This is a genomic window from Actinoplanes italicus, from assembly GCF_003001815.1.
Taxonomy (GTDB): domain Bacteria; phylum Actinomycetota; class Actinomycetes; order Mycobacteriales; family Micromonosporaceae; genus Actinoplanes; species Actinoplanes italicus.
Map to the genome: position 1 here is coordinate 302978 of NZ_PVMZ01000001.1, position 19120 is coordinate 322097.

Below are 19120 nucleotides of genomic sequence, written 5' to 3' on the forward strand. Positions count from 1 at the left end.
GCGACCTCACACGGGTGGATCAGGCCGCCGCCGCGCAGTCGAACGTCACCGTGGAACCGGTGACGCCCGTCGGGCACAGCGGGATCGACAGCTTGTAGCTGGCGTAGCAGCGCTTCACCAGCAGACTCGCCTGCTCCGAGAACACGGCGATGTACTCGTTGTCCCGCAGCCGGGTGCTGTCGTAGACGGCAGACAAGTCGATGATCGGCTTCTCGCCCTTGACCCAGGTGCCCGGCGCGTACAGGAGCACGTCCACGGTCGCCGGCCACTGACCGACAGGGGTGGCACCGCCGAACCCGGCCCCGGCCTGGCTGGTGTAGCCGTCCTGCCAGTCGTACACCCACTGGACCCGCAGGCCGCGGCGGCTGAACCAGGCGTTGATCTGCTCGTCGGTGATGTCGAAGTAGTTCACCCCGGCACGGCGGGACATGTCCGCGCGGATCCAGTCGAGCAGCCACAGCGGCGCCGGCATCTCCAGGATGCCCTTGCGGCGCATCCGGTACCGGTACCGATAGTCCGCAGCCGCGAGGCTGATCCCGCCGAGCACGCCGGAAGTAGTCCGGTCGCCGTCGATGTCGGAGCCCAGGGTCAGCGTGAACGCGGTCGTGTTCGCCGGAGCCGTCGCCATCTTCGCCAGGTAGCGAGCGTTCATCTTGTGCTCATGGGCAGCCATCGCCCGCCGGACCACGTCCCGGGTGAGCTCCGGCCACACCGCGTTCTGCACGATGTCGTGCTCGATCTGCACCCCATCGACCTCGAGGCGGGTCTCCGCGAACGACGGCACCGGCACCCGGTACGACGGCTTGTCCGTCCCGGCCAGGCTGTCGGCCTCTGTCTGCACGAACCCCACCGCCGAGTACAGATCACGGAAGTCCAGGTTGTTCGGGTACTTCACGCCACCGGCACGCGGCACCGAGATCGCGGGCAGGTCGACCAGGCCCTCGTTCGTTTCCAGGCCCTCACACAGCTCCCAGATCGTTTCGCTCGGTGCGCCCCACCCACCAGCAGCGACAAGGTTGCCGCCGTTGAGCCGCTGCTCGCTGGCCGCCTTCTCCACCACGTCGAAGTCGTTGAGGCCCGCGCCGGCCACCAGCGACTCGCTCTGGGGCAGCTCGACCCGGACGACGGTCTGCTTGATCCGGGTTTGCACGGCGGACCCGAACGACGGGAATCCCGCGAACTTGTCGTCGAACGCGGAAGCGATCTCGTCGACGCTGCTGAACCGGTGCCCGTGGGGAACGTTCGGGACGTCCGCTGCGGCCCGGAAGACTGCGTGCCGGCCGGCGCCGGCCACCTTCGGCTTCGGCTGCCGCCGGGCCGCCCGGCGGGCGAGCGACGCCACCACCGCGGGAGCAGGCTCGACCGGCTCGGCCTCGGGCTGCACCTCGCCCGGGTCAGCGGCATCGCCGTCCGGATCTCCGGCAGACTCGAGCACCTCATCGTTCTCGGGCTGCTCGTCGTCTGCGCCGTGAACCGCGGCGGCCAGGCCATCGAGTTCGGCGACGACCTGCGCGGCCGCGTGCTCGATCCGACCTCGCTCGGCGCGGACCTCCTGCACGAACGTGGCGAGACCACGCAGCCGGACCAGGCCCTCACTGCTCAGTTCAGGGTCATCGCGCAGCGAGTCGAACGCCTCCACGGCGTCCTGCTCCAACTGCGTCAGGGTCTCCAGGTCGAGGCCGTCAAGGCTCTCCAGGATCTCGAATGCCACCGGTGGCTCCTCAGCACGGAAGGGATCTCTCCCGACCGGCCCGCAGCCAGCATCGGCGTAACAGGCCCAGAGTAACCCAGACCCGCGCGCGCATGATCCCGGCGACCAGTGACCGGTGATTCACACCAGGCCGCCCGCACGGCCCGATTGGCACCTTTTGCTCCGCTTGGTTCCAGTGCCGTCCCAAAATCCCTGTACTTTTCTCGGGGCGCCCTGATTGCACCCCCGACATCTCGGGGGTGCGCCGTCCGGCCTCTTCTGGGTTTTGGCGTCACATGGATGTCTCACGTTGTCTCGCATCCAGCATCGCATGGCTTCCCATAATGGCACCTGGGAGCGCATCAGTAGCCACTTCTGATCGCAGCAGTAGGCGACGGGGTGAGCTAGGGTTTCGACCCATGAGCAACCCGTTCGAAGGCATCAAAGACGAAGATCCACTTGACGGTCCCGCCACCCGCACGCGATTCCTCGACAGCGCCAAGCGCGGCTTCGCCCCGCTGCGCAAGATTTTCATCCAGCAGCCGGATACCGAGGAGAACCGGGCGTCGGTGCTGGCCAAGATGGTCACGGCTCGCCAGGAGAACGCGCTGGACGCGCTTCTGCTGCTCCACGCGCTTGAGCCCGTCCTCGACCGGGACAGGCCGCTGCCCCTCGCCACCTGGGCACGGATGCTGAGTTCCGAGGGGAACCGCTGGAGCACGCAAAACGTCGGCCGTGCCTTCGAGGCTCTGGAGAAGCGGAACTTGGTGGCCAGGGAAGCCAAAGGCCGCGGCCTTCTTGTTCTCCCCCGGCTGGAGGATGGGTCAGACAAGGAATGGACCCGGCCGGGTTCGGACAGCACCACCATCGGCAAGGGCTACCTGACCATTCCGTACACGTACTGGACTAGCGGGCTGGCGGACCGGCTCGCCATGCCCGGCAAGGCCATGTTCCTGATCTTGCTCTCGGAAACGACGCAGAAGCCCAACTTCGCGATGGCCGTCGCCCGGGCCCAGTCCTGGTACGGCATCTCGGAGCGGACAGCCGAGCGGGGCTACGACGAGCTCCGGAAGCAGAAGGTCGACGACGGGATGCCGCTGCTGCTCGAGCACACCCAATGGGTCGCTGACCACCGCTCTCCGACAGGAAAGCGCGAGGTTCGCCATCGGGCGCTTTCCGAGCCCTACAGCCAGGCTGCTCGTGCCGAACTCCAGCGAGCCACCGCAACCGCGGCACGCCGCGGGTCCAAAACTCAGTCCGACACTCCGCCGAAGCGGAAGCGGCTGAAAAGGAAGCTCACCGGCAACAAGGCCGGCGGGAAGAAAGCGGAGACGGTCTCCGCGTGACAGAAAGGAGAGGCACCGTGTGTATTCGCGGGGGGCCGGAAGAGGAGCCTGCACCAGGTGACCACTGCATGTGGTCGGCGGTGCAGGCTGCCATCGCCGGCGGATGGTCGACAACCGTCCGCTTCATCGCGATCATGACGGTTCCAGCCGTCCCGATCGCCATGCTGGGAGCCGGGCCAGACACCCCGCTCACAGCTGTGATGCGTTTCTTCTTCTAGCAACAGTACGACGGCGGATGCCGGCAGTCCAGACGACTGCCGGCATCCAGCCGGGCACAGCAACGCCACGAGCAGGCCATTCGTGCCCGCATTCACCTACCGCTGCACGGGCCGGACAGTTCCTCCGCCCCCGGCGCGCGCGTTCGCCACGTCGGCGTCGGTCCTCGTGGCGTGCTCACTCGATGCGCGGCCGGAGCCGTCCTCGAACGAGAGCACGTACACCGTGGTCCTCCGCTTCTGCCCACAGCCGCAACCCATGTGCTTCCTCCTACTCCGTGCCGTGAACCGTGGCGACAAGCTGAGCTACCAGGCTGCTTTTGTCCCGCCCGATCCGGGCGGCGATCATCTCGACGGCGGCCGCGGTTCGGCTCCGCTCCCGTTCGGCGGCGAACTCGGAAGCGACGGCCCGGCTCACCGCGGCGCTGATCGCCGAAGCGGACAGGCCTGGCGCGTCAGCGACCTGGCCGGCCGACGGCCGCCACCCGGCCCAACCGGACGCGACCATCGAATAGGCGCGCTGCCCCGACGCGCGGCCCCGCACCACCGGGAAACCACCGACGTTGACGCACAGCGCGGCCACGAGCTGACGGGCGCCGCCGATCCACCGCCAGTCACCGGACAGGGGCGAGCGACGCAGCATCTGCACCTGCTGCTCAGTCGCCTCCGGCACGAGGGAGCCGGACACCCAGATGCCATACGCATCCCGGCCCGCTCGAACCACGGCGACCTGCGCGCCGGTGTGGTCGTAGTGCTCGATCGCCCGGGCTGCTGACGCGGCCAGGTCGGCGTGGCCGATGCTGGCCGTGATGTGGCCGACCGCGATCAGCTCACCCTCAGCCGTCTTGATCTCCGGCCGGTGGAACCAGTCGAAGCCGCCTTCGGCCGGCGGCAGTACGCACTGGCCGCCGGTCAGGAACGACAGGTGGCAGTCGTTGTCCGCGAGGTGCCCGTACACGCGCCCTTCGGCGGTCACGGTGATCGGGGTCAGCTCGGCCAGGCCGGGATCGTCGAACCAGATGCGCGGCGGGTACAGCGGGCCGGCCTGTTGTCGGGCCGCGGCGGCCAGCACCGGCGCCTTCTCCACCTCCTTCTCTGTCGACGGCTCCTCGTCCTCCTCGTCGTCGGCGGGGTCGTCGGCGAGTTCCAGACGGGCCTCCATGAACGCCTGTGTGCCGACGAGCGTGACCGCCATGACCCGGCCTTTCGTCACCGTCACGTACGGTTCATCGCCGGACTCCATGAAGGTGTCCCACTCGTCGTCGGACATCTCCTCGATCGGCTTGCCGTCGCCATCGGTGTACTGGAACTCGAAGTCGTCCAGGTCCACGCTCGGGAACAGCACACCGGCGCGCAGCAACTCCAGCGCCTCGGCAAGCTCCGGCACGGCGTCGATGAAGTCACCGGATCCGACCAGCTTCGACTTCTGGACCTCCGCCTTCATGATCCGGCCGATCGTCACCGCACCTTCGTGGCCGGGCGCGTCGGCGCGTGCCCATCGCAGCGGCAACGGCAGCTCACGGAACGACCATTCGCCGTCCGGCGAGAAGATCCGCCGATCCCCCGATCGGGCACCCAGTGGCGCCAGCGTCCCCTTCCAGCTCGCCATGCTCGTGCCCCCACCCTTCGCGGCCGCGGCCGCTGTCACCGTGATGTCGAAACCCATGGCCCGGTTACGGTGGGGCCATGGGTGCTCAGCGACCGAGGGCAGCGGCTCATTCGCCGGCACCTCGATCATCGTGCAGCGGCAGTTCACGACCTGCCCGGCCGGTCCTGCCGGGTCGCCGGGGAACCGCATCGGCTGTCCACCGACCATGAACACTCCGTCGAGCGCGACCCGCTGCCCGTCGGCATCACGATGGTCGTGCCGAGTCCGCTGGTCGTGGGTGGACACCCACACCTTGTCCAGCCGTTCGTCCAGGGCCTGCTCTGCGGTCAGCCACGCCGTCAACGTGCCGGCGTTGTACGCGCCGATCGTCTCCGTGCGGGCGATAGTCACCGCCCGGTCGGTCCAGGCGCGCTCGCCGAGGAGCGCCTCGATCGCGTCGCGGATGACCGGTATGCTCGCGCCCTCCCCGGACAGCTGCGCCACCGTGTCGGTGACCTGCTGCCACGCCGAGTCCGGCACGCCGACGAGCCGGTTCGGCAGCTGCGCCAGGTATTCGTCCTTCAGCTGCTCCACTCGGATCAGGTCGATGTTCCCGCCGGCGTCGACGACGCCCGCCTCGTACACCTGCCCGGCGGCCGGCATCAGGTGGATCGTCATCTCTTCCAGCCACGCCTGCCCGGCGCCGGCCAGCGCCGACGGGTCCGGCTGCAGCGCCCCCGCCGCGGTGACCGTAGGCAGGGTGACCGCGCGGGCCCGGCGCAGGAACGCACGAAGCGCGGCCCGGGCCGCGCGTTCCATGCTCTTCTCGGCGGCCAGCACCCGCGCCTCGTGGTCGAGACGCAGAGGCAGCCACGGGTCGTCAGCCACCGCCGCCCCCGAAGATCCGCCGACGCCGGTCCACGTCGGCCGGTTCGCACACGTGAGCCAAGGTCAGCAGGTCGGGCTGGCCGTCAACGAGCGCCGACGTCCAGCCGCACGCCTCGCAGCGCATCCACCGAACCGGGTAGCAGCCGCGGCCCCGGCCGGACCGGATGCACGCGTGCCCGGCCATCTCGACGAGTTCCGGCTCGATCCCCGTCGGCGCGGTCATGCTGGCATCAGCTCCCCAACTGCCCGGCCGGACAGGTGCTCGCGCAGCTGGTCGACGTCGTGCCTCGCACCGGCGATGAGTAGACCGCCGACGTACGCAGTCAGCACCATCGTCAGATGCTGCGCGTCGACACCGAGCCGCTCCGCAACGTGCGGCACCGTCGCGAACGCGCCGGTGAGCAGCTTGCCGAGCTGCGACTTCGCGGCGGGCCTGACCGTGTGCAGCTCCCACGGCTCCAGCGCCGAATGCTGGTAGCGGGCCCGGCCGAGGTGCCGCTTCCCGGCGGTCTCCAGGGCACGCAGCACCAGCGCCTCGCACGCGGCGATCAACGCTTCCGTCCGGGCCGGTTCGCTGGCTGCGGTGACGGCGGCCTCGGGCGGGCCACGGTCCTCGGTGTCGCCAGACGATGGCTCTTCCAGCGCGGGCTGATCGTCGGCGGCTGGCTCCACCGGTCCGGGCTCCGGGTCCGCGGTCCGGGCCAGGATCTCCGGGTCCAGGGTGATGTCGATTCCGGCGACCTGCAGAAGCCGCGGGATGAGGTGCGGGCCGGACGCCGGCACGGCCCGGATGATGTCGAGCAAACGTCGCAACTCGCGCTCCGCGTCCGTCGGGGCGTCTTCGTTGCCGAATCCGGTCTCGCGGCGCAGTGCTTCGCCGCTGATCTCACCGAGCCCGTACAGGTCTTTCGCGTCGCCGCCCTTGTCCGGGGTTTGCGTCAGCTCGGACGTGTCGTACCAAACCACCCAGAGGCGCGGGTCGTCAACGACGCCCTCCAGAGCCGGCCACAGCATCTGTTGGGTGAGCGCCGCACAGACCAGTTCCAGCTTGCTCTCGACGTGGTACTTGATCGTCGCTTCGTCCGTCATCCACGCCGACCAGTGGTTGGCCTGGCTCATACCGAGCAGCATCTCCGGCGGAGCGTCAAGGCCAAGGGCGAGACGGCGGATCGCGCCGTCCAGCATCGACGGCACTGACGCGCTTAGCTCGGTGGCGAAGCTGAGCAGCCGCGCCTTCTCCAGATGCTCGGCGGGGCCCTGCACGACGATCGGCACGAGCGCGGCCACCGAGTCCCGATCTTTCACCGCGGTTGTCATCGCCTCCGTCAGCGCAGCCAGGAACGTCGACACTCCGTCTTCCGGGTTGGCCTCCGACTCCGGCGCTGCGAAGGTCAACTCGTTTGGGATCATCAGGATGCCCGCGCCGGCGAGCCGCGAGTCAATCTGGCTCTGCACGTACTGCGTCAGCCGCTCGATCAGGCGCAGCACACGGAGGTTCGCCTGCGCCTGCGATCGCGGCAGAGCGTGCTTGCGTGGGTTCGGTACCCAAATCCGCACGATGACTGTCTCGTCCGGCACCAGCTCGCGTGGGCCGTCGCCAGGGTCGATGACGTAGACGCCCTGCCGTTCCTGGAGCTCGTCGACCGATGCGATCAGCCACGTCTCGCGGTCAGTCGGGGTGCCGTCCGGGCTGCGTTCCACCTCACCGATCAGGTAGCACTCGCCGGGCACCCCGAGTTGGATACCGATTTCCTTAAGTAATTCGGCCTGCTTCGACGGGCCGCCCAGCAGGCTGTCATTCACGCCCTCCGGCGCTTCGTCGGGTGACTCGACGGGCCGGCCATCGTCGTTAACCTGCGTGACGTACAGGCGTGCGCGGCTCATCGCCTTCGCGATTAGATCCACTACGAAGCTGAACTCGCCGCACTCCTCATAGTGTCCCCACGCCTCTTCTTGCCACGCCTGCTTCGTGATCCTCCGGAGTGTGGACCCGGAGTCGTAGCGCAGCCGGGCCGCGGAGGCGACCACCGCGGTTGCCCGCCCGATGTCCGTGGCGACGTTCGGCTTGCTTCCCCACCAGGCCATATGTTCAGTCCTCCGGCTCGGCGCGCACGAGCAGGCCGGTGACGTGCGAGAGCGCGAGAGCGACGGTGGGCACGTCCAACCACCACCAGCCGGACCATCGGGGTAGCGACGACGCCGCCCACCAGGCTGCGGCCATCGGCACGGCGGTCCAGATCGACATGCACCATCGGCAGAACAGCAGGTAGAGCAGCAGACTCTGGTCAGGCAGGCGGCGCGCTGCCGCCATTCGGAGCGGCTCGGTGATCTTGTCCGCGCAGATCAGCCGAGTGAGGCGGGCAGCAGCAAGTGGCACCACGGCGAGTTCGATCAAGAGCAGCACACATGTAATCATAACAATGTCATTGTGACCGTACAGGCGATCGAGTCTCTCGCACTCCACGATTCCGCTCAATCTGCAACGTGGACCTGCCGCGCTATAGCCCATGAACCCTGCATGGGCCCACGTGTGCTTCGACATCACGCCGGGGCATGAGCTGAGTCTGATGGCCCAAGATCGAGCGCAGCATCCCTTAGCGGAGATACATGGACCCGGTTAAATAGCACCGACTGCCGTCGCGGGTGCTCGTTCATCTTGGTTGAAGGTTGCATGATCCGCGTTGGGGCGCCCGGTCACCGCTGCTCGGTCTTCTCTCTGATGGAGTGGGATTTTGGGATGACTTTGCCGCGTCCAGCGGCGGATGACATGCTGGGGGCATGACGTCAGTTCCCGCTCCGGTTGGTGACATCTTCACGATGTGCCTGATCGCAGTGACGGGCCTGGCGGTCGATGACCGGCTCTGTATGCGCGGCGTCGCCTGCGATTGAGCGGTATGTGTTCGCTCTCGCGTGGAGGCGCCTTCAGGGCCCTTGTCGAGCGTGAGTCGAGGAAGTGTCGTCGATGCGTACGGTTTCCGTTGTTTCTTCTGTCAGCGCGTCTCCGGTTGCCGGTGCGCCAGGGCGGACTGACTCTCGTCTGGTAGCTCGGTGGACGGCGGTGTGGCGAACCGCGGTGGTGGCGGTCCGGGCAGCTCACCGGGCATCCGTACCGTTCTGAATCCTGTTCGCGAGCGCAGGTAATCCCACCTGTCGCGTTGGCGGCGGACGTGGATGCCGCCGATCAGGTCTGCGGTGAGGGCCTGGCTGCGCATGATGTGGGCACAGGCCGTCACCGTCACGCCCGCGGCGAGCAGGTGGCGGACGGTGTCGGCGTGCGGGCTGATGGCGGCAACTGCTCCCTGGCATGGCCCGAGGGGTGTGGTCTCGCCGAGTTCGGCATGCAGGTGGCGATGTTGCACAATATGGCTTGCTGGTTGGCGGGATCGGCGTCGTTGAGGTGGATCACGACGCAGGGCCCGGCTGGGTCGGTGCTGTCCCTTACGGACTCTTGCTGTCAGGCGCGGCCGCGCAGCATGAGATTCCAGTACAGTGCCGGCAGGCCGTAGCGCTTGAGGTACCACATGTCTTTGCGTTCGCGGGTGGTGTCGATGAACGGGATGCTCGGTGCGGGTTGCAAGGTGTAGTCGAACTCGGCGAGCAGCATCTTGTCGCGGGCGGTGGTCAGCGGGCACGACGCGTACCCGTCGTAGGAGGCGGGCAGCGGGCGGCCTTTGATGGTGGCGGTGAGGTTGCGCGCGACGACGGGGGCCTGTTTGCGGATGGCGGCGCCGGTTTTGGAGTTCGGGGTGTTGCCGGCGTCGCCGAGGGCGTACACGTTCGGGTAGCGGGTGTGCTGCATCGTGTGTTTGTCGACCTGGACGTACCCGGCTGGGTTGCCGGGGTCGGCGAGGCTGGTGGCTTTGAGCCAGTCGGGGGCCGATTGCGGCGGTACGACGTGCATCAGGTCGTAGCCGATGGCTTGTTTGCTGTCGTCGCTGTGGTCGACCACGATGGCTTGGCGGCCGGCGCCGTCGACTTCGACGAGTTCGCTGTTCTTGTGGACTTCGATGCCGTAGCGGGCGACGACGCGTTCGAGTTCGTCGGCGAAGACTTTGACGCCGAACATGCCGGGGGTGGGCAGGACCATGACGACCCGGATGTCGTTCAGGACGCCTTGCTGGCGCCAGTAGTCGGCGGCGAGGTAGGCGATCTTCTGTGGGGCGCCGGCGCATTTGATCGGCCCGGCGGGCATGGTGAACACGGCGGTGCCGGAGCGCAGGTTACGGATCAGCTCCCAGGTTTTCGGGGCGGTGGCGTAGGTGTAGTTGCTGGACACCGCCGGGGTGTCCATGCTGCCGGCCATACCGGGGATCTTGTCCCAGTCGAGTTGGATGCCGGGGCACACGACCAGGTGGTCGTAGCTGATCCGGGCGCCGGTGCCGGTGGTGACGATCTGATTGTCGGCGTCGATGGACGCGGCGGAGTCCTTGATCCAGGCCACGCCTTTGGGCATCACGGAGGCCTGCGGGCGGGCGCTTTCCTTCGCGGGGGCGCAGCCGCCGCCGACCAGTGTCCACAGCGGCTGGTAGTAGTGGGTGTCGGCGGCATCCAGCAGGGCGACGTCGGGTGCCTGCGCGTGGCGTAGCCGGGCGGCGACGTCGATGCCGGCGCTGCCGCCGCCGATGATCAGGATCCGGTGGTGGATGGTGGATGTGGGCATGACGGTGCCTCCGTTGGGGTGAGGTCGTCGGCGGACACGATCCGTCGGCGTGATCGGTGTGGGGCGGTCAGGACTCAGCCGGTGGCCTGGCCGGTTTTCACGGCGGTGGCGTACTCGTCGTCGATGAGGACGACGTCGTGGCCGGCGCGGTCGAGCACGCTCGCGGCGATGCTGGCGCGGAAGCCGCTGGCGCAGTGCACCCACAACGGCCCGGACGGCACCTCGTCGAGGTGATGCAGCAGCGAGTGCAGCGGCAGGTGGGCCGAGCCGGGCACCGAGCCGTGGGCGCGTTCGTCGTCGCGGCGCACGTCCAGGACGGTGACCGGGTCACCGGCCTGCTGCGCGGCGGCGAGCTCGGCGAACGTGGCGCGGCGGTAGCCGCGGGTCTCGTGGCCGTCCGCGAGTTGCTGCAGGGTGCCGACGGCGCTGCCGTCGGGGCGGTCGATGCCGATGCGCACGAGCTGGCGCTGGGCGTCGGTGATCTGCTCGGCACTCTCGCCGATCAGGGTCAGGGAAGTGCCCCACGGGATCAGCCAGCCCAAATACGTGGCGAACTGCTGGCCCAGGGCGATCCCGACGGTCCCGCCCAGATGCTCCGCGGCGTAGGCGGTGCGGTCACGCAGGTCGACAACCCACTCGCCGGCGCTGATCCGCTTGCTCAGCTCAGCCGGGCTGACCTGCTGCGGCGCGGACAGGTCGACCGGGCCGGCGCCTTCGCGGTTGCGGGCGCCCATGTGGGCGTAGTAGGCGGGGTAGGCGGTCAGCCCGGCCACCAGTTTCGCGACGAAGGTGTCCTCGTCGGTGGTCAGCGCGTCGTTGCGGGTCTTCTCCTGGCCCATGGTGCTGTCCGCGCCGCCGGCGGCGGACCCGGAGGAGCAGAAACTGCCGAACCCGTGGGTGGGGAAGATCCGCGCGTCGTCGTCGACGAGCCGGGCGAGGTGGTGCGCGGAGCGGTACTGCGCGCGGGTGAGTTCCTCGGTGCGGGCGGGGTCGACCAGGTCGGTGCGCCCGACGCTGCCGTAGAGCACCGATCCGCCGGTGAACACCGCCGCCGGGCCGTCCGGTCCGGTGACCACATAGCTCAGGTGGGTGTCGGTGTGCCCGGGGGTGGCGACCACCAGCACCTGCATGTCGCCGACGGTCAGCCGGTCACCGTCGGTGACGGCTTGGCGGTCGAAGGCGACCTTGTCGGCGCTGTTGACCGCGTATGGGGCGTGGTGCTGGTGGGCCAGTTGCAGGCCGCCGGAGACGTAGTCGTTGTGTACGTGCGTCTCCACCACCATCGCGCAGCGCAGCCCGTGTTCGTCCAGTACCGCCTGCAAACGGTCCAGGTCACGCTGTGGGTCGATGACGATCGCGACCTGCCCGTCGTGGGCGATGTAGCTGCGGTCGCCGAGCTCGTTGGTCTGTACCACTGCGACGTCCACCACGACGAAACCCCCACCTTGCCATTGAGTCCGAATGTCCGTACATTACGTGGTGTCAGCGTGAACGGCAAGACGAGCGACGAATCGAGGGCCGATGGCAGCCACCGCACACGGGCCGCAGCCGGTGGACCGGGCCAGCGCGATGCCGCTGTGGGCCCAGCTCCACGCCGACCTGCGACGCCGCGTCGACACCGGCGAGTTCACCACCGCGTTCCCGGGCGAGCTGGCGTTGATCGAGCAGTACGCGGTCAGCCGGCACACCGTCCGCGAGGCCCTGCGCCGGCTGCGTGACGAGGGTGTGGTGGTCGCCGAACGTGGCCGCCAGCCGCGCCTGGCCGGCACCCCGGAGATCGAACAGCCGCTCGGCGCCCTGTACAGCCTGTTCGCCGCTGTCGAAGCCGCCGGTCAGGACCAGCACAGCATCGTGCGTCGCCTCGACATCCGCGCCGACGGTGTCGTCGCCGTGCGCCTCGGCCTGGAGGAGTCCACCCCGCTGCTGTACCTCGAGCGGCTGCGGCTGTCCGACGGTGAACCGCTCGCCGTGGACCGGGTGTGGCTGCCCGCCCACGTCGCCGCGCCACTGCTCGACGCGGATTTCAGCCATACCGCCCTGTACACCGAACTCGCCGCGCGCTGCGGGATTAGGCTGACCGGTGGCCGGGAGAACATCCGCGCGGTCGTGCCGACCCGCGCCGAACGCGCGCAGCTGGGTATCGACGACACCGTCGCCGCGTTCGCCATCGAGCGGCTGTCGGAACATCACGGACAGCCCCTGGAATGGCGCACCACCCTCGTGCGCGGTGACCGGTTCAGTGTGACCGCCGCGTTCACCGCCCGCACCGGCTACCGCCTCGACGTCACCGGCCCGGCGCCCCGCCAGCGCCGCCGGCCGCACGCAGCCACCCTCACGGAGACCAGATGAGCGCCCCTGACAGCCCCGAGGTCGACGCCGCCACCGCCGAGAAACTCGTCCGCGACGGCAGTGCCGTCCTCGTCGACGTCCGCGAACCCGACGAATGGGCTGCCGGGCACGCCCCGCACGCCCGGCACCTGCCCCTCGGCGTGCTGAACCCGGCCGACGTGCCCGGCGACCGGCCGGTCATCGCGGTCTGCCGTTCCGGGAAACGCTCCGCCGTCGCCACCGGCAGACTGCGTGACGCCGGCCTGGACGCCCGCAACCTCACCGGCGGCATGAACGCCTGGGCGCAGGCCGGCCTGCCGGTGGTCACCGACGACGACCGCCCGGGGACCGTGGCATGAGTCTGCTCGCCGCCGCCGGCCTCGGCCTGCTCATCGGAGCGGTCCTGGGCGCGCTCGGCGGCGGCGGCGCCATCCTCACCGTCCCCGCCCTGGTCTACCTGCTCGGGCAAACCCCGCAGGACGCCACCACCAGCAGCCTGATCATCGTCGGGCTCACCGCCGTGGTCGGCGCGATCGGGCACGCCCGGTCCGGGCAGGTGCGCTGGCGCACCGGCACCGCGTTCGGCGTCGCCGGGATCGCCGCCGCCGTCGCGGGCACCGCCGCCAACCGGCACGTCGACCCGCAGGTGCTGCTGCTCGGCTTCGCCGCGCTGATGACCGTCGCCGCGATCGGCATGCTCGCCCGCTCCCGCCACGAACCCGACCACCAGGACCCGCCACCGCAGCCGCCCGCGCCGGCCGGCCACCGCGGGGCCGGCACCGCGCAGCTCACCCGGCCCGCCCCGGCCCCCGCGCGGGCCCGCACCATGACCGCCGTCAAGATCGTCGTCGCGGGGGTCGCCGTCGGGTTCCTCACCGGTTTCCTCGGTGTCGGCGGTGGCTTCATCATCGTGCCCGCCCTCGTGCTGGTCCTCGGCCTGCCCATGCCGATCGCCGTCGGCACCTCGCTGCTGATCATCGCGATCAACTCCGGCGCGTCGCTGGCCGCCCGCAGCGGCACCGCCCACTTCGACTGGCAGATCATCATCCCGTTCACCCTGGCCGCGATGGCCGCCAGCCTCGCCGGCAAGAAGATCGCCGACCGGCTCCCGCAAACCGTCACCACCCGCGCGTTCGCCGTGCTCATCCTCGCGGTCGCCGCCTACACCGCCGGGCACACCCTGCTGGCGACCTGAACTCATCTGATCGAAGGAGAACTTGTGACCACCTCGACCCCGGACCGCGTCGACGTCGCCGGACTGCGCCAACGCCTCACCGGCACGGCCCCGGCCAGCGTCATCGACGTCCGCACCCCGGCCGAGTACGAGACCGCCCACATCGACGGCGCGATCAACGTGCCCCTGGCCGTCATCGAAAGCCACGCACCGCAGGTAGCTGGCCGCCTCGACGGTCAGGTCGTGCTGATGTGCCAGTCCGGCACCCGCGCCGAACAGGCCCGCCGCCGACTGGCCGCCGCCGGCGCCGACGGCCTGCACGTTCTGGACGGCAATGTCGAGCAGTACGCCGCCACCGGCGGCGACGTCGTCCGCGGACGGGCCCGCTGGTCGCTGGAGCGGCAGGTCCGGCTGGTCGCAGGAACCCTCGTGCTGGCCGGTATCACCGCCGGGCTGCGGGTCCCGAAAGCCCGCTGGCTCGCTGCGGGTATCGGCGCCGGGCTGACCGTCTCCGCGCTCACCGACACCTGCACCATGGGCCGTATCCTGTCCGCCCTGCCCTACAACAGTGGCCCCCGCGACCGCACCGCGGACGAGATCATCGACCGGCTCCCCGCCACGACCGCCTGACCTGCGCGCCGTAGCCGTGGAAACCGAGATCCGCCCGGCCGGCGACTTCCGGGCGCAGATCATCGCCTGGAGTTTCGTCGCCGCCCAGCTGCTGCTCATCCTCGCCGTCGCCGCCGCGCCCACCGGACCGCGCTGGTCGGTACCCGGGCCGGTGCGGCTGCTGGGCGTGGCTGTCGCCGTCGCCGGTGTGGTCCTGGCGGCGGTGGCCGCGGCCGGGCTCGGCCGCGGTCTGACCGCCTCCCCGCTGCCCAACGGCGCCGCGCGTCTGCGCACCACCGGGTTCTACCGGCAGGTGCGGCATCCCGTCTACAGCGGGCTGCTGCTGGCCGCAACGGGCTGGGTCGTGGCCTCCGGCAGCCTTCCCCGCACGCTGGCGGCGCTCGTGCTGGCCGTGCTGCTCACTATCAAGGCCCGCTGGGAGGAAACCCAGCTCACCGCCCGGTTCCCGGACTATCCGGCCTACGCCGCCCGGACGCCGCGGCTGCTGCCCCATCTCGGGTCGCGGTCACGCCAGCGCCAGCACCCGCAGCAGTAGCCGCGCCGCCTCACCACCGCCGTCCACCGCCGCCTCGATCGCCCGCGGAACATCGAGATCGGCCAGTAGGGCCGCGGTGACCGCAGCCGTGGCGTCGGCGTCACCGAGACGGCCGGCTGCCGCGTACAGCTGCTCGAGCCGGGCCGCCGCAGTGTCCAGATCGGCGGGGCGGTACTCCCACGCCGACCGCCACGGCCGGTCGAGCAGCAGCAGCCGCACCGCCGCCGGAGAATGCGCACCCAGCAGGTCCGCGACCAACGTCAGATTGCCGGTCGACTTGGCCATCTTGGCGCCGTCCTGGTGCACCGCGCCGACCTGCAGACGTGCCCGCGCGAACGGTGCCACCCCAGTTACCGCCTCGGCCATCGCCGCCTGATAGGCGTGGTGCGGGAAGACCAGGTCCTCCCCGCCGGCGAGCACGTCCACACTCGCGCCGAACACCGACAGGGCCATCGCCGCGCATTCCGCGTGCCACCCCGGCCGGCCCGGACCCCACGGGCTCGGCCACGCCGGCTCACCGGCACCCGACGGCCGCCACACCGCCACGTCGAACGGATCATCACGACGAGGGTCCTGCGGGTCGTCGCCGTACTCGGCGCACCGCGCGAGCGCCTCCTCACGCGACAACCCGGACCGGGCCGCGACCTCGGCACCCCGGAAGTACACGAAACCGTCCCGCAGATACCCGGCACCGCCGGCCAGCAACGCCGCAGCGAGCTGCTGCACCGCTTCGACGTGATGCCGGGCTCGTGGCTCGTGCGCCGGACGGCGCACGAGCAACGCCGTCATGTCCTTGTCGAACAAGAACTCCTGCTGCAACGCGAACTGATCGACGTCACTACCGCGCGCCCCCGCCGCCCTGGTCAGCACATCATCGACATCGGTGACGTTACGGCTAGCGACCGTGACGACCCCGCACAGCCGCCACACCGACGCCAGCAGATCCGACCACACGAACGTCGCCGCGTGCCCCAGATGCGTCACGTCGTACGGCGTGATCCCGCACGTGTACACCCGCGCCGTACCAACCACCGGCACCGCCACACCCGCCAGCCGCAACACCGCCCCCTCACCCTCACCTCGGGCGAGACCGAACGACGAAACCGGGGCAGCCACGCTGTACGACGTCATGGCCCCATCATGCATCCACCGACGCGGCCTGTGCTGTCACACCAGCTTCGTCCGCCACCAGGGCCGGCGGCCGAGCCGGGCCCAGCCTGGCTCAAAGGCGTGAGCGTCGTGGGCTCGCCGCCCGTCCTCTCGGACACCCGGCGCACGCACCAGGAACTACTTCGTTCTCATCGGCCGGTGCCCGCTTCGCTGCTGTGGTTATCCTCGGCGGGCAGCGCCGCCGGCGGATCGGTCGCCGGTCGCCCAGACTGGCGGGAGGCGATCAGGAAAGCCACCGCGGTGAGAAACACGATGATCGAGGTCCACACGTTGAGCCGCAGACCCAGGATGTGGTTGACGTCGTCGACCCGCAACGACTCCACCCAGACCCGTCCCAGGGTGTAGGCGGCAATGTAGAGCGCGAAGACCCGGCTGCCGGTGAGCCGGAATCGTTTCTCGGCCCAGATGAGCAGGAAGAAGATCCCCACGCACCACAGCGACTCGTACAGAAAGGTGGGGTGGTAGAGGGCGACGTCGGGGGTGCCGGCGGGACGGTTGCCGGGATCGATGAGCAGCGCCCAGGGCACGGTGGTGGGGCCGCCGAAGAGCTCCTGGTTGAAGTAGTTGCCCCATCTGCCGATCGCTTGGGCGAGGACCAGCCCGGGGGCCACCGCACCGGCGAACGCGGCCAGCGAGATGCCGCGCCGGCGGCAGCCGATCCAGGTACCGACGGCACCGAGCGCAACGGCCCCCCAGATCCCGAGGCCCCCTTGCCAGACGTACAGGGCCGCGATCGGGTTCCGGCCTGGCGCGAAGTACAGCTGCGGATCGGTGATCACGTGGTACAAGCGCCCACCGATGATGCCGAACGGTACGGCCCACACCGCGACGTCGATGACGTCCTCGGCCCTACCCGACCGCGCAACCCAGCGTCGCTGAGTGATCACGACCGCCACGACGATACCCAGAAGGATGCACAGCGCATACGCCCGCACCGGGAACGGGCCCAGGTGCCACACCCCCTGCGACGGACTGGGCAGGTAGGCGAGACTCATCGATTCCTCCACCCGCGTTCGCGGTATCTGCCGGTCCCGCCACCGGGAGCGATCACCGCCCAGTATCGACGGCGGCCCCCTCAACACAGCGTCCGGGTCCGGCCAGGCGCAAGAGCCTCGCGACGACCGATGGAACAGCCGCGGCCGGGTGACACGGCAACGACAGGCGAGGCCGATCGGGCGTCACACGCGGAGGCCGCCGCACGATCCCGAAGCCGGTGGGCGTTGCGGTAGCAGCGATAGCGACCTGCTCGTGAGAGCCGCCACCGCGCCGGTTGCCGTCCTCCTCCGGTCGCTGCTCAAAGCTCCCATTGCCTCCACAAGCAGCCGAGAGCGGGCAGCCGCAACGGGACCGTGAGAATCGACGGTCGCCGTTCGGGCATGGCCTTGGCCGGCATCGCACCTCGGCTGCCGCCGCCCCGCTGGCCGTCTACCTGCTCGCCCGCGCCCCGCGCCGTCCGTCCGCAGCGGTGACGCGACGGCACGTCTGGCGGTGACGGGTCAGACCGCGGCGGGCGCGGCCGTGAGCTGCCAGGCGGCGTAGCCGCCGAGCAGGTCGGAGGTGTCCGGGTGGCCGGTGGTGCGCAGCAGGCTCGCGGCGACCGACGAGCGGTAGCCGCCTGCGCAGTGCACGACGACCGGCCGGTCGTCGGGAATCTCGGTGAGGCGGCGGGGCAGTTCGGCCAGGGGGATGTGTGCCGAGCCGTCGATCGCGCCGTTCTCGCGTTCGCCGGCGGTCCGGACGTCGAGGATCACGGGTGGCTGCGGGCTGTCGAGGGCGGTGCGCAGGTCGGCGGCGGTGACCCGGCTGGCGCGGGTGAGGTCGGATGCCATCTGCGGCAGGGCGGTCTCGGGTTCGCCCAGGTAGCCGAGAACCCGGTCGAAGCCGATGCGGGCCAGGCGGATGACGATCTCCTCAGCACGGTCCGGGTCGGCGACCACGAGCAGCGTGTCGCCGGGCTGGGCGACGGTGCCGGCGGTCTCGGCGAACCGGCCGTCGGCCGGGATGTTCAGCGCACCCTTGAGGTGTCCGGCGGCGTAGTCGTGCGGGTCGCGGGCGTCGATGACGATGGCGCCCGCCGCGCGGGCGGCGGCGAAGTCGGTGACGTTCAGCGCCTGCGGGCCGGTGGTGTGGTCGAACAGGTCGCGGGCCTGGCGGTTGAGGGCGGCGTCGAAGGCGAAGTAGCCGGGGGCGGTGGGCTGTCCGGCGGTGACCAGGGTGAGGAACTGCTCGACGCTCATCGGGGCGCAGGCGTAGTTGGTGCGGCGCTGTTCGCCGATGGTGGACTGTCGTTCGGTGGACAGGTTCTTGCCGCAGGCGGATCCGGCGCCGTGGGCGGGGAACACCCGCACCTCGTCCGGCAGAGCCATGAGTTTGCGCTGCACGCTGTCGTAGAGCATCCGGCCGAGTTCGTCGGCGGTCACTCCGGTGGAGGCGAGCAGGTCGGGCCGGCCGACGTCGCCGATGAACAGGGCGTCGCCGGTCAGCACGCCGTGCGGCACGGTGTCAGTGGCGTGTTCGTAGACGAGCACGCTGATCGACTCCGGGGTGTGGCCGGGGGTTTCCAGGATCTGCAGGGTGACGTCGCCGAGGCTGATGCGCTCGCCGTCGGCGAGTTTGCGGATCTCGTATTCGGTGTCGGCGCGCTGGCCGTAGCCGATCCAGGCGCCGGTGGCCGCGGCGACTTCGAGGTGACCGGCGAGGAAGTCGGCGTGGAAGTGGGTGTTGATGACCCCGACGATGCTCAGCCCGTGGGTGCGGGCGTCGGCGAGGTATTCGCCGATGTCGCGGCGCGGGTCGACGAGCACCGCCTGGCCGGTGGTCTCGTCGGCGATCAGGTACGACGCCTGCGACAGGCAGTCGAGGTAGTACTGCGTGAACAGCATGGTCAACTCCGGTG

At 69.9% G+C, this 19120-nt stretch carries 17 protein-coding genes; 6 read left to right on the forward strand and 11 right to left on the reverse strand.

Translation table 11 applies throughout. The features are described 5' to 3' along the window. Window positions 1-19: 19 nt before the first annotated feature. On the reverse strand, window positions 20-1711 hold the full coding sequence (locus tag CLV67_RS01515) for a major capsid protein (RefSeq protein WP_239166147.1): 1692 nt from the start codon (window positions 1709-1711) through the stop codon (window positions 20-22). A gap of 398 nt (window positions 1712-2109) precedes the next feature. Here CLV67_RS01515 and CLV67_RS01520 point away from each other — a divergent pair, with 398 nt between their 5' ends. After that, window positions 2110-3036: a hypothetical protein gene (locus tag CLV67_RS01520; protein ID WP_106315307.1), complete on the forward strand. Its 927-nt coding sequence runs from the start codon at window positions 2110-2112 to the stop codon at window positions 3034-3036. A gap of 486 nt (window positions 3037-3522) precedes the next feature. Here CLV67_RS01520 and CLV67_RS01525 read toward each other — a convergent pair whose 3' ends face one another. The 7 genes from CLV67_RS01525 to CLV67_RS01550 form a co-directional block, all read right to left on the reverse strand. Continuing rightward, a complete protein-coding gene (locus CLV67_RS01525; protein ID WP_106315308.1) occupies window positions 3523-5727 on the reverse strand; it encodes a phage minor head protein in 2205 nt (734 codons plus the stop codon). Continuing rightward, entirely contained in the window at window positions 5720-5950 is a 231-nt protein-coding gene (locus CLV67_RS01530) for a hypothetical protein (protein ID WP_106315309.1), read from the reverse strand. The genes CLV67_RS01525 and CLV67_RS01530 overlap by 8 nt, the downstream gene beginning before the upstream one ends. Further along, on the reverse strand, window positions 5947-7812 hold the full coding sequence (locus tag CLV67_RS01535; RefSeq protein ID WP_106315310.1) for a hypothetical protein: 1866 nt from the start codon (window positions 7810-7812) through the stop codon (window positions 5947-5949). Before CLV67_RS01535 ends, CLV67_RS01530 begins: the two co-directional genes overlap by 4 nt. A 4-nt stretch (window positions 7813-7816) precedes the next feature. After that, a complete protein-coding gene (locus CLV67_RS01540) occupies window positions 7817-8131 on the reverse strand; it encodes a hypothetical protein (protein WP_106315311.1) in 315 nt (104 codons plus the stop codon). Between the two features lie 586 nt (window positions 8132-8717). Then, on the reverse strand, window positions 8718-9086 hold the full coding sequence (locus CLV67_RS50890; protein ID WP_146168962.1) for a hypothetical protein: 369 nt from the start codon (window positions 9084-9086) through the stop codon (window positions 8718-8720). Window positions 9087-9181: 95 nt separating this feature from the next. Then, complete coding sequence (locus CLV67_RS01545; RefSeq protein ID WP_106315312.1) at window positions 9182-10387, reverse strand: NAD(P)/FAD-dependent oxidoreductase; 1206 nt, start codon at window positions 10385-10387, stop codon at window positions 9182-9184. A 74-nt stretch (window positions 10388-10461) separates the two neighbouring features. After that, on the reverse strand, window positions 10462-11817 hold the full coding sequence (locus tag CLV67_RS01550) for an MBL fold metallo-hydrolase (protein WP_106315313.1): 1356 nt from the start codon (window positions 11815-11817) through the stop codon (window positions 10462-10464). Window positions 11818-11956: 139 nt separating this feature from the next. On the opposite strand from CLV67_RS01550, the gene CLV67_RS01555 reads away from it, so the two are divergent. Genes CLV67_RS01555 through CLV67_RS01575 form a run of 5 tightly spaced genes read left to right on the forward strand, consistent with a single transcriptional unit; the run spans window position 11957 to window position 15054 of the window. Next, window positions 11957-12736, forward strand: coding sequence for a GntR family transcriptional regulator (locus tag CLV67_RS01555; protein ID WP_203736957.1), 780 nt, complete (start codon window positions 11957-11959; stop codon window positions 12734-12736). Continuing rightward, window positions 12733-13074, forward strand: a complete 342-nt coding sequence (locus CLV67_RS01560; protein ID WP_106315315.1) for a rhodanese-like domain-containing protein — start codon at window positions 12733-12735, stop codon at window positions 13072-13074. Before CLV67_RS01555 ends, CLV67_RS01560 begins: the two co-directional genes overlap by 4 nt. Further along, complete coding sequence (locus CLV67_RS01565; RefSeq protein ID WP_106315316.1) at window positions 13071-13910, forward strand: sulfite exporter TauE/SafE family protein; 840 nt, start codon at window positions 13071-13073, stop codon at window positions 13908-13910. The genes CLV67_RS01560 and CLV67_RS01565 overlap by 4 nt, the downstream gene beginning before the upstream one ends. A 24-nt stretch (window positions 13911-13934) precedes the next feature. Then, window positions 13935-14519, forward strand: coding sequence for a rhodanese-like domain-containing protein (locus CLV67_RS01570; RefSeq protein ID WP_106315317.1), 585 nt, complete (start codon window positions 13935-13937; stop codon window positions 14517-14519). 16 nt (window positions 14520-14535) lie between these two features. Then, window positions 14536-15054: a methyltransferase family protein gene (locus CLV67_RS01575; protein WP_170153719.1), complete on the forward strand. Its 519-nt coding sequence runs from the start codon at window positions 14536-14538 to the stop codon at window positions 15052-15054. Here CLV67_RS01575 and CLV67_RS01580 read toward each other — a convergent pair. The 3 genes from CLV67_RS01580 to CLV67_RS01590 all read right to left on the reverse strand — a co-directional run bounded on the left by CLV67_RS01580 (window position 15025) and on the right by CLV67_RS01590 (window position 19106). Further along, entirely contained in the window at window positions 15025-16185 is a 1161-nt protein-coding gene (locus tag CLV67_RS01580; RefSeq protein WP_106315319.1) for a cysteine--tRNA ligase, read from the reverse strand. The genes CLV67_RS01575 and CLV67_RS01580 overlap by 30 nt on opposite strands. A gap of 167 nt (window positions 16186-16352) precedes the next feature. Continuing rightward, window positions 16353-17219, reverse strand: a complete 867-nt coding sequence (lgt, locus tag CLV67_RS01585) for a prolipoprotein diacylglyceryl transferase (RefSeq protein ID WP_106315320.1) — start codon at window positions 17217-17219, stop codon at window positions 16353-16355. Window positions 17220-17720: 501 nt separating this feature from the next. Continuing rightward, window positions 17721-19106 carry an MBL fold metallo-hydrolase gene (locus CLV67_RS01590; protein ID WP_106315321.1) on the reverse strand — a complete coding sequence of 462 codons (1386 nt, stop codon included), beginning with the start codon at window positions 19104-19106 and terminating at the stop codon, window positions 17721-17723. Between the last annotated feature and the right edge of the window lie 14 nt (window positions 19107-19120).

Excerpts from the sequence above, each read along its gene's own strand:
- CLV67_RS01545 (WP_106315312.1), bottom strand. The coding sequence starts at position 10,387 with ATGCCCACATCCACCATCCACCACCGGATCCTGATCATCGGCGGCGGC.
- CLV67_RS01565 (WP_106315316.1), top strand. The coding sequence starts at position 13,071 with ATGAGTCTGCTCGCCGCCGCCGGCCTCGGCCTGCTCATCGGAGCGGTC.
- CLV67_RS01555 (WP_203736957.1), top strand. The coding sequence starts at position 11,957 with ATGCCGCTGTGGGCCCAGCTCCACGCCGACCTGCGACGCCGCGTCGAC.
- lgt (WP_106315320.1), bottom strand. The coding sequence starts at position 17,219 with ATGAGTCTCGCCTACCTGCCCAGTCCGTCGCAGGGGGTGTGGCACCTG.
- CLV67_RS01560 (WP_106315315.1), top strand. The coding sequence starts at position 12,733 with ATGAGCGCCCCTGACAGCCCCGAGGTCGACGCCGCCACCGCCGAGAAA.
- CLV67_RS01530 (WP_106315309.1), bottom strand. The coding sequence starts at position 5,950 with ATGACCGCGCCGACGGGGATCGAGCCGGAACTCGTCGAGATGGCCGGG.
- CLV67_RS01535 (WP_106315310.1), bottom strand. The coding sequence starts at position 7,812 with ATGGCCTGGTGGGGAAGCAAGCCGAACGTCGCCACGGACATCGGGCGG.
- CLV67_RS01520 (WP_106315307.1), top strand. The coding sequence starts at position 2,110 with ATGAGCAACCCGTTCGAAGGCATCAAAGACGAAGATCCACTTGACGGT.
- CLV67_RS01580 (WP_106315319.1), bottom strand. The coding sequence starts at position 16,185 with ATGACGTCGTACAGCGTGGCTGCCCCGGTTTCGTCGTTCGGTCTCGCC.
- CLV67_RS01590 (WP_106315321.1), bottom strand. The coding sequence starts at position 19,106 with ATGCTGTTCACGCAGTACTACCTCGACTGCCTGTCGCAGGCGTCGTAC.